The organism is Bradyrhizobium sp. STM 3843, assembly GCF_000239815.1.
In the GTDB taxonomy this organism is placed as follows: Bacteria; Pseudomonadota; Alphaproteobacteria; order Rhizobiales; family Xanthobacteraceae; genus Bradyrhizobium.
Genome location: NZ_CAFK01000125.1, coordinates 1 through 10226 on the forward strand (window position 1 = coordinate 1; position 10226 = coordinate 10226).

Here is a 10226-nt window from a genome sequence, read left to right on the forward strand (position 1 = left end):
CCAACGACTCGCCCTTGATGGGGNCTCGAGTTTCAAGAAGATGTCGACAGCCATAGCATGTTCCTCTCAGTATCTGATGTTTGGGGTTGCGATGTTGCAGCGTCAGGAGCTGGGGCCAGGCAGGCGCGAGACCAGGCTGAGGCCGACGTCCATCGCCTCCAGTTGAAAGTGTGGACGAAGAAAGAAGCGTGCGTTGTAATATCCCGGGTTCTCCTCGTTTGCTATGACCTCGACCTTCGCAGCGGCCAGCGGCTTGCGCGCTTTCTGAGCTTCTGACGATAGGGCTGGGTTGGCATCAACGTATTCATTGATCCAGGTCTGCAGCCAGACTGTCAGCTCATCCTTCTCCTTCATGGATCCGATCTTGTCGCGAACCATGCACTTCAGATAGTGCGCAAAGCGGGACACGGCGAACATGTAGGGCAGACGTGACGAGAGGTTGTCGGACGCGGTTGCATCCACGCCTTTTTCGCCGAAATACTTCTTCGGCTTATACAGCGACTGGGCGCCGATGAAGGCGGCCTTGTCGGTGTTCTTGCGATGGATCAGCGGGATCAGGCCCGCCTTTGCAAGTTCGTGCTCGCGGCGATCGCTGATCGCGATCTCGGTGGGACATTTCAGGTCCACGCCACCGTCGTCGGTCGGGAACGTGTGGGTCGGCAAATTGATGACCTCGCCCCCCGACTGCACGCCGCGGATCCGAGTGCACCAGCCGAACTCCTTGAAGGCGCGATTGATGTTGACGGCCATCGCATAGGCGGCGTTGATCCAGCCGTATTTGTCGCCGGTGTGCCCGTCAGTCTCTTCCTCGAAGGCGAACTCTTCGACCGGCTCCGATTTCGCGCCGTAGGGCAGGCGCCCCAGCACCCGCGGCATGCACAGGCCGAGATAGCGTGAGTCGTCCTGATCGCGCAGTCCCTTCCACGCGGCGTATTCCGGCGTGTCGAACACCTTGCCGATATCGCGAGGATTGGACAGTTCGGTCCAGGAGTCCATTCCCATCAGCGTCGGCTCGGCGCCGCTGAAGAAGGGAGCGTGCGCAGCGCCGGCGATCTTGCTGAGGTCACGTAGCAACTGCACGTCGGTGGGGAGGTGACTGAAATAGTAGTCGCCGATCAGACAGCCGAACGGCTCGCCGCCCAACTGACCGAACTCATACTCGTAGATCTGCTTGAACAGCGGACTCTGGTCCCAACGGGCGTCTGGATAAAGTCGCAAGTTGCGATACAGCTCGTTCTTGGAGACATTCATCACCCGGATCTTGAGGTTGGCGTCGGTCTCCGAGTTGAACACCAGATAGTGGAGGCCCCGCCAGGCACTCTCGATCGCCTGGAACTCAGGTGCGTGAAGAATCTCGTTCATCTGCGCGGTCAGCTTCTGGTCGATACGCGCGATCATCTCCTCGATGGTATCGAGCACGTCCGACTTGATGACGCTCGTGTCCTTCAACGCTTCCTGAACGAGTGTGGTGACTGCGTTCTCGACTTCGGTCGCCGCGCGTTCAGTGCGCGGCTTGAAGCTTTGCTTCAGCAGAGCGGAGAACTCGTCGGCCTCGACGGTCCCGACCTGGGAAGTGGTTTCTTGATGAGCAGCGTCTTTTGCCATGGTCCCCATTCCTTCCCTTAGCTCTGGCTGTCGGGTTCGGTCGACTGGCTCGTCGCGCGCTCGCGCAGCGCGGCCATCAGTTGAGGATCGGCGAGAAGCTTCTTCAGCTGATCCTCGGCCGCCACCTTGCCATCCATGTAGCGCAGCAGATTGGCGAGTTGTTCACGGGCTTCGAGCAGTTTGGCCATCACCGGCACCTGGCGGGCCACGGCCACCGGTGTGAAGTCCGCCATCTTGTTGAAGCGCAGGTTGACGGAGATCTTTTCGTCGGGGTTCTCGCTGAGACGATTTGCGACGCGCGCCGTCACGCCGGGCTGGATCGCCGCCATTCGGCCGTCGAAATTGTCCATGTCGAATTCAAGGAACTTGCGCTCTTCGACCTTGGTCTTCTCGACGCCGGGATTGTTGCCGGACAGATCTGAGAGGACGCCCATCACGAACGGCAGTTCGATCAGCCGCTCGGCGTCGTAGGGGTCTTCATAAGTAATATGCACGCGTGGTGCGCGGTTTCGCCGAATGAATTTCTGACCGCTGTCCGTTGCCATGTTCCCCTCGCTACAAAATCGCTATGAAAGCGGAATTGCGTGACGCAGGTTGATAGGTTGATTGAACTTGCGCTCGGCAAAGCTTCGTTATGTCCAGTTAGTCCCCTCGAACGAAAGGTCGGTTCAATACGATTTATCGACTGTCTTCAGCGCGCCCTCGGGGAGGACGTCATTTAAGAGGCTCAGGAAGTCTCGCTGAGCGAGATCGCGCGCGCGATCGACCAAGAGTGGGATCGGGCTGGACGGCTCTGCGGCCCGGAAAAACGCCGCCACCTTCGCCAGCAGGCCCAACGCCTGCATTCTATTTTCTACCGAAAAAACAATATCTTGAGTGTCGCTCGCGGCGGTCGCTGAGAGCGGTGTGGCGAGTTCAGCCATCCGCTCGATCGGCAGGTCGAAGACCTTGTCGCGACCGATGTTGATCGCAGCGTTCTCCACGTGGGAGGGCACCAGCATGCGCATCACTTCGATGAACGATTTGCCGACCATCTCCTGTGCCTGACGCACCAGCAGCAGCGCCGGGTTGGACGGTTCCATTCGCGCAAAATAGTCACCAGCGGCGGCAAGCGCTGCGGAGGCCTGCGCCGGCGAGGTCAGCGCGCCAGCTGCGTCCACCGGCGCTTGCGCGTCGACGGGAGCGGCATCTTCCGCGGGTGCGGGGGCCGCGGTCGGATCGCGGGCTATGACAAGACCCGCCAGCCAGGCGGCCATCCCGCTCACCACGCCGGACAGCCTGTCCAGACTGATAGGTTGCCCCGAGTTCAATTTTTCGTGCCAGATGGACTTGAGATCCGCGATTTCGGCGGCGACCGCTGAGCACCGCGCGCTGGCGGCCTTGAGCGTGTCGAGGTCCGTTTCGCCGACGATGCGCTCGATTGTTGCGAGATCGGGGCCGTCGACGTCGGCGTTGCCTGCAGGAATTTCGCCCTTGGCGATCTGATAGGCACGGTAGTTGAGGCTGCCATACCTGCGGTTCTCGATCAGCGGAAGGAATTGGAGCGGGTTGATCACGGTTGGAAATACGTCGATCGCTTCGACCGTGACGGCCCGTAGCGCATAGTCGCCGTCCTCGGCCCGCGGATGCACCGCTTCCCACTGCTCGCGCAGCAACACATTGGTTGCCTTCAGGCAGCCGAGAAAGCCGTCGAGATCGCGATTGAGGATCGAAAACTTGGCCAGCAGCAGGTTCAGGCGGAGATCGCGGGTGCGCGCCAGTAGCGGCCGCGCTGCGGCAAACTGGCCGGCAAAATCGATCGTTTTCGGATCGAAACGCCCGCGCTCTCCATTGGCGTTGACGACTTCGAAGTACGACATCGGCAGGAGCGATTCCGCACCTGCGAAGAAATTGAGATATTGCACGTCGCCGATAGCGTCGAGATCCGGCCCACAGGGATCGTCGGCCGCTATGGGCTGCGTCAGGGAGACGACATCAAGCATCCGGGAAGCGTCCTCTGCTGGGCCGTGGCCCTCTGCCGAACGGTGACAACTGGGGGATCATGCAATCTGATCACGATCCAACTGCCTTATGGGTCAGAGGCTTGGCGGTCCCGGTTCATTCTCCGTGTTCATGATTTTTCGCGTGAACCGGCAAGCTCTTGGAGCCGACTACATGGGGGTGGGGTGGTTCCCTAGACGGCTGCTATGCGCGTCAGGAGGCCGACCCCGGACGGACCTGCCAGCACGGCCAGTGCCGGCAGGAGTCCTGAGGTTCTTGCACAGCACCTGATCTGCTTTTCGCAGCCGATCATGTGGTCAGCCAGGGAGTTTACTGCCCACATGGGCCAGCTTACCCAGGATACGCGCCTCTGCGAACTCAAGACGCCTCTCGGCAAGGACGTTCTGGTCTTCGCCGGATTCGAGGCGTCGGAAGGTCTCAGCGAATTGTTCGAATATCGTATCGAGTGTCTCAGCGAGGATGCCGATCTCGACTTCGACCGTGCGATCGGCCAGCAATGCACGCTGACCATCAAGCTGCATGAAAAGCAGCGCGAGTTCAGCGGCATCCTGACGGAAGCGCAGTGGCTCGGGGTGAAGAATGACTATTTCATCTACCGGATCGTCCTGAGGCCCTGGTTATGGCTGCTGTCGCGGACCACCGATTGCCGGATCTTTCAGGACAAGAAGGCGCCCGATATCATCAAGGAGGTCTTCAACGAACGCGGCTTCACCGACTACGAATCCAAGCTGACCGAAGAGGGCTCCTGTCCGAAGCTTGAATATTGCGTTCAGTACCGCGAAACCGACCTGAACTTCGTTTGCCGGCTGATGGAGCAGCACGGCATCTACTATTTCTTCAAGCATGAGGGCGGCAAACATACGCTGGTACTGGCGGACTCCAAATCCTCGCATAGCCCGATCAACGGTCTCGCGACGATTCCCTATCTCCCGCTGACGGGCGCCGACCGCCGCGGCGAACAGCACATCTATGAATGGGTGTCGGAACGCCGCTTTCGCACCGGCAAGATCGAGCTCAACGACTATAACTACCTCAAGCCCAACGCGCAGATGATCAGCGACGCCAAGGGCACCGAACATTACACCCGGTCCGAGATGGAGTTTTACGACTATCCCGGCAAGTTCAAAGAGAAATCCGATGGCGAGCGCTACGCGAAAATCCAGCTCCAAGCCGAGCAGGCGATGGATCGGCGGCGGCGCGGCAACGGCGACGCCGTCAACCTATTTCCTGGCGGGCTGACGAAGCTTGAGAAGCACTCCAAGGACTCGCAGAACATTGAATATCTTGTGGTGCGAGCCACGCACTCGTTTTCGATCGAATCCTATCGCACCGGCGGTCCCAGCGACGCCGGGCAGCACGTCTATTTCGGCAGCTATGAGTTTCTGCCGAGCGATCGGCCATTTCGCTCGCCGATGATGACGCCGAAGCCGAGGATCAACGGTGTCCAGACCGCCAAGGTCGTGACCAAAGACGATGGTTCGAGCGAGGAGATCGACGTCGAGTCGCTGGGCGAGATCTATGTCCGCTTCTTCTGGGATCGCAAGAAGAAGCGGTCCTGCCGATTGCGGGTAGCCCAGGTCTGGTCTGGCAAGCGCTGGGGCGGCCAGATCATTCCGCGTGTCGGACAGGAAGTGGTGGTCGAATTCCTGGAGGGCGATCCGGATCGGCCCCTGGTGATCGGCACCGTGTACAACGACGAGTACAAGCTGCCCTACGATCTGCCGTCGAAGAAGACGATCGCGGGCGTGAAATCGGACTCGACCAAAGGCGGCGGCGGCTACAACGAATGGAATTTCGAGGACAAGAAAGGGTCCGAGAAGATCACGGTGCATGCCGAGAAGGACCACGACGTAACCGTCCGTGACACCGAGACAAGGACCATCGGCGAGGCTGCGTTCGGCGGTGACACCCGCAAGACCACGCTCAAGAACGGCAATGACAAGCTCGATATCGAATTGGGCGGTCAGCATATCACGCTGGCCATGGACCAGTCTGTCAACGCAGGCTTGAGCATCACGCTCACAGCCAACGTCAACATCACCCTGCAGGTTGGTCCAAGCCAGATCATCCTGTCCCCCGCAGGCATCATCGTCAACGCGCCGACCATCGCCATGACGGCGCAGGGCGCCATGGCGCTTGCGGCCGGCGGGCCGCTGGTTGGCCACGGCACGCCAACTCTCGTCGGTTGACCCCTATGGCGCAGGTTCGCTTCGGTACGGTGCAAGATCTGTTTCAAGCCTATCCCATGGCGCGCTATGATGTCGGCAAGGCCGAGGCCGACAAGCCCTCGCTGGATTTCCTTCAGGAGGCCGCCGGCGCGCGCAGCTGGCACCCGGCGGTATCCTTCTGCGCCTACCTGCTCCCAAGACGCGTGTCCGTTGCCTGGGGATGTCGCTCGTTGCGCCGGATGTTCGACCATTTCGACGCCAACGACAGCAGGGCGCTGAACGTTGCGGAGACCTGGGTCCGGGAGCCCGACGAGCAATCCCGCAACAAGGCACTGGCCGTCGGCAATGCCAATGATCCCGAGCAACCTGCGACGTGGCTCGCGCTGGCGGCCGGCTGGTCCGGCGGAAGCGTCGTTCCTGCGGAATATGCGCCGGTCGAAGCCAAGCCTGACCAAGCCGCGCGGGCAGTGCGAGCGGCCCTGCTGATCGGCCTTTGCCGGCTCCCTCGCGACTCCCTTGACCGGATAATGACGGCATGCCTCGAGGATGGTATTCAGTTGGCACGCGGCGAACCGCGCCCTCCACGCTGACGAGACGATGTGATGGTGCTTCGCTTCAATATCGAGAACGAGCCGAATCTTCCCGACGGCGGTCCTGTGTCGTTTACAGTGACCGGCAGGCGTTCGATCGATATCGGCCGTGACCGTCACCTTGATTGGACCTTGCCGGATCCAGCGCGGTTGATTTCGGGAAAGCATTGCGAGGTGCATTTTCGCGACGGCGGCTACTGGCTGCACGACGTCTCGACCAACGGCACCTTTCTCAATGGCGCCGACCAACGCATGCGGGGACCGCATCGGCTGCGCAACGGTGATCGGCTCACGATCGGCCATTACATCATCGGAGTTTCGGTGGAGGAGGAGGCCGGCGGAGCCGTCTCAAACAACGAGGCGCAACCGCGGGCCCTCCCGGTCCAGCAGCATGCGACGCAAGGGGAGTTTTGGGCGGCCGACGGTGATGTACCGCCACCGATCGATCCGCAGCACTTGAAGCAGCCACGGGAGGCTGCACGGCCCGTCAATCCGGAGTTTCTGGATTGGGCGGCGAGCGTGCCGGGGGCCGGTGCGGAATTCGTCCAACGTTCGCCGCTGACGCCTTCGTACCAGCCCTCCGCCCAGGACGACATGAGCTGGGCAGCCGGTCCGGTTGCCGTGCCGAAATCGCAGGTCGAGCCGCCGAAGGCCATGCCGACCCCGCGCAGGCCATCGGTGTGGACCGATGAAGAGCCCGCCGCTGTCCGGCCAGCGCCGTCTGGACCGCCGGCGCATGTTGAGCCGCCGCGCGCGGCGCAGCCCGCCGATGAGAGCTCCGTCGCCGCCGCGCCGGTCGGCGATACCGAATTCGCGCGTCGCGTCGCGCGCGCCGCCGGGTTGCCGGACAATTTCTTTGCAAACAAGAGTGATGCCGAGTTGGCCGAACAGTTCGGCCTCATCTTGCGCATGACGGTGGACAATCTGATGGCGCTGCTGCAGGCGCGAACCCAGGCCAAGCAGCTGACCCGCAGCACCAACCAGACCACCGTCCAGGCCCTTGAGAACAATCCGCTGAAATTTGCGCCGACGTCGGAAGAGGCGCTGCGCATCATGTTCGGACCGCCGACGCGCAGTTACCTCGACGCGAAACGCGCCTTCGCGCAAGGGTTCAGCGATCTGAAATCGCATCAGTTGAAGACGTACATGGCCATGCAGCACGCCGTCCACGAGCTCATCGCCGGTATCGATCCGACACTGATGGCGCGCGAGCTCGAGCTTCAGCGCGGCGCGAGATCCTGGCTCGGCTCGAACAAGAGCAAACTCTGGGACGAATTCCTGACGCGCTGGAAGGCGCATCTGGGCCGCGACAACAGCGCGCCGATCGATACTTTCATGCTGCATTTCTCGAACTATTACGACCGCGCCGACAAGGCCCGGTCGAAGTGAACCATCGGCGGCTGCGCCGTCGCCGGCAATTGCCAAGTGGATGTGGGAATGTCTTGGTACAGCAAGGTTTTCTGGTCAGAGGGTCTGTTTCTGCGGCCGCACCATCTGCAGCAGAACGATCGCTACATCGAGCACTTGCTGGAAAAGCGTGTGCGCTACACGACGCCATATCCGTGGGGATTTGCCGAGCTCGAGATCGACAAGGATCTTACTGAACAAAGCAAGTTCGCGGTGCGCACTGCATCGGGCGTGATGCCGGACGGAACGCCGTTCGACATTCCTGCGGACAGCCCGATTCCGGAAGCGATCGAAGTGCCGGACTCGGCCGCGGGCCAGATCGTCTGGCTGATGATGCCGGTCGCGGCGCCGAACACTCGCGAAGTGGACGAAGACCGCACCGATAGCGCCAGTCGCTACATTCGGAAGTCGGAGACCTTCATCGATTCGACCTCGGCGCTCCGCATCGAAGAGGAGATCGACATCGCGTATCCGCGCTTGTCATTCGAACTGCGCAAGACGAGCAAGCCAGGATACATGGGCCTCGGCATCGCGCGCATCCTGGAGGTGCGCGACAAGAACATTCTGTTCGATGACAAGTTCGTGCCGCCGATGCTGGTCACCGCCGCACATCCGATCATCGACGGCTGGCTCAATCGCATCATCGGCTGGGTCGAGACCAAGCTTGACGAGCTAGCGCGTTATGCCGTCGATCCGTCGTCCGGCGGCGGGTTGCAGAGCGTCGACTATCTGGTGCTGCAAGTGCTGAACCGCACCATTCCCGTGCTGACTCACTTCCGGCGCTCGGGCAGCGTGCATCCCGAGCGGCTGTATGAGGAGTTGCTGAGATTTGCTGGTGAACTTGCGACATTCGCTACCTCGGAGCGGCGGGCCCGCAATTATCCCGCGTACGATCACGACGATCTCGAGAATGTCTTCACACCCCTCGTGAGCGACATCCAGGACTTCTTGAGTGCGCGGCTGGGGAGGCGGGCGATCCGCCTGGAGATCATCGAGCGCGCGCAGAACGCGTTCGTATCACCGATCCGCGATCGGGCGCTGTTCCGAAACGCAACCCTGGTGTTGGAGGTTGCCGCGCGGCGGCCGCTTGTGGAGATTCAGAACGAATTCCCGCACCTCTTCAAGGTCGGGCCGAACACCAAGATGAACGAGATCGTGCACGCAAACCTGCCGGGTTTGACCTTGGTCCATTTGCCGACGCCGCCGCCGCACATCCGCGCCATCACGGATCACGTCTATTTCTACCTCGACCGAAAGTCGCCGCTGTGGCCCGAGTTCAGCACCGCGGCGTCGATCGGCATGCATTTCTCCGGCGACTGGCCGGAGCTTGAACTGTACCTTTGGGCTATCCTGGAAGACAGGCCATGAGCGACAGGGACAAGCCGGTCAATCCTTTCGGTCGGGGCGAACGGACGATCATCCGTCCCAACCCCGGCGGGAAGTTGCCGCCGGTGCCGACGTCCCAGCCTCCCGCGGGCGAGGGACCCGCAGCCCGTCCGGCCTATTCGCCATCGCCCCTTTCTACTCCCGGCGCTTCTGCGCCCGCGCCGCCATCGTCCTTTTCTCCGGTCCCACAAGGCTCGAGCTACGCCGCCGCACCGGTCAGCCATCCGACCGAGGAGTGGATCTCGACACCGGCGCAATCCCAGGCGCCGCAACCGATGCTGCCGCCGGGACCGCCCTTGCGCGTCGACGACCTGGTGGCGCCAAACGCCAATCCCGTCATGCGTGCGGCAGGCCCATTGCTGCAGCTACTTGGCCGCTTGCGCGTCGCGCTCATGCGCGCGTCATTCGCCAGCCTGATGGAGCAGGTCGCCGACGCCATCAAATTCTTCGAGAAGGATATCCGTTCAGCGGGAATTTCCGAGCATCAGGCCAACACCGCGAAATACATTTTGTGCGCCACGGCCGACGATATCGTGCAACACATCCCGACCGAGGAGCGCCACGTCTGGACGCAATATTCGATGCTGAGCCGGTTCTTCGGCGAGCGGGTTGGTGGCGTCCGTTTCTTCGAGATCCTCGATCATTTGAAGACCGATCCGCTGGTCAACTATCCCGTGCTCGAACTTCAGCACGCCTGCCTTGCGCTCGGTTTCCAGGGGATTCACCGCACCTCGGCAGGTGGACTTGCAAATCTGCAAGTCATCCAGCGCAACCTCTATGAGACGCTGCGCCGGGTCCGGCCGAAGACGATATCCGACCTGTCGCCCAGCTGGCGCGGCCAGGCGCTGGCAAGTCGCCGGCAGCGCATCCGTGTTCCGGTCTGGCTGGTGGCGGCCGTGGTGGCCGCGCTGCTGACCGGCTCTTACTTCATCCTGCGGGAGCTTCTCGCCGGCCGGGCGGAGAATGCTGCTGACGTGGCGCTTGCGCTCCATCCGACCGATCCGATCGAGCTCAAGCGCCGGATCGTTGCACCTCCACCACCGCCGCCACCACCGCCGCCACCGGACCG

At 61.7% G+C, this 10226-nt stretch carries 8 protein-coding genes; 5 read left to right on the top strand and 3 right to left on the bottom strand.

The features are described from left to right. Positions 1-102 precede the first annotated feature (102 nt). The 3 genes from tssC to BRAS3843_RS15670 all read right to left on the bottom strand — a co-directional run bounded on the left by tssC (position 103) and on the right by BRAS3843_RS15670 (position 3587). A complete protein-coding gene (gene tssC, locus BRAS3843_RS15660) occupies positions 103-1605 on the bottom strand; it encodes a type VI secretion system contractile sheath large subunit (protein ID WP_035981828.1) in 1503 nt (500 codons plus the stop codon). A gap of 17 nt (positions 1606-1622) precedes the next feature. Beyond that, on the bottom strand, positions 1623-2150 hold the full coding sequence (gene tssB / locus BRAS3843_RS15665) for a type VI secretion system contractile sheath small subunit (RefSeq protein ID WP_008969925.1): 528 nt from the start codon (positions 2148-2150) through the stop codon (positions 1623-1625). Positions 2151-2273: 123 nt separating this feature from the next. After that, complete coding sequence (locus BRAS3843_RS15670; RefSeq protein WP_008969926.1) at positions 2274-3587, bottom strand: type VI secretion system ImpA family N-terminal domain-containing protein; 1314 nt, start codon at positions 3585-3587, stop codon at positions 2274-2276. Between the two features lie 339 nt (positions 3588-3926). On the opposite strand from BRAS3843_RS15670, the gene tssI reads away from it, so the two are divergent. The 5 genes from tssI to icmH all read left to right on the top strand — a co-directional run. Further along, the gene (gene tssI / locus BRAS3843_RS15675; protein ID WP_008969927.1) at positions 3927-5795 is read left to right on the top strand and encodes a type VI secretion system tip protein TssI/VgrG; all 1869 of its coding nucleotides are present in this window, start codon (positions 3927-3929) and stop codon (positions 5793-5795) included. A 5-nt stretch (positions 5796-5800) separates the two neighbouring features. Further along, a complete protein-coding gene (locus BRAS3843_RS15680; RefSeq protein WP_008969928.1) occupies positions 5801-6364 on the top strand; it encodes a hypothetical protein in 564 nt (187 codons plus the stop codon). Between the two features lie 12 nt (positions 6365-6376). After that, positions 6377-7753 carry a type VI secretion system-associated FHA domain protein TagH gene (gene tagH / locus BRAS3843_RS15685; RefSeq protein ID WP_008969929.1) on the top strand — a complete coding sequence of 459 codons (1377 nt, stop codon included), beginning with the start codon at positions 6377-6379 and terminating at the stop codon, positions 7751-7753. A 48-nt stretch (positions 7754-7801) separates the two neighbouring features. After that, positions 7802-9139: a type VI secretion system baseplate subunit TssK gene (gene tssK / locus BRAS3843_RS15690; RefSeq protein WP_008969930.1), complete on the top strand. Its 1338-nt coding sequence runs from the start codon at positions 7802-7804 to the stop codon at positions 9137-9139. After that, a partial coding sequence (gene icmH / locus BRAS3843_RS15695) for a type IVB secretion system protein IcmH/DotU (protein ID WP_035981830.1) occupies positions 9136-10226 on the top strand: 1091 nt, incomplete at its 3' end. The genes tssK and icmH, both read left to right, overlap by 4 nt.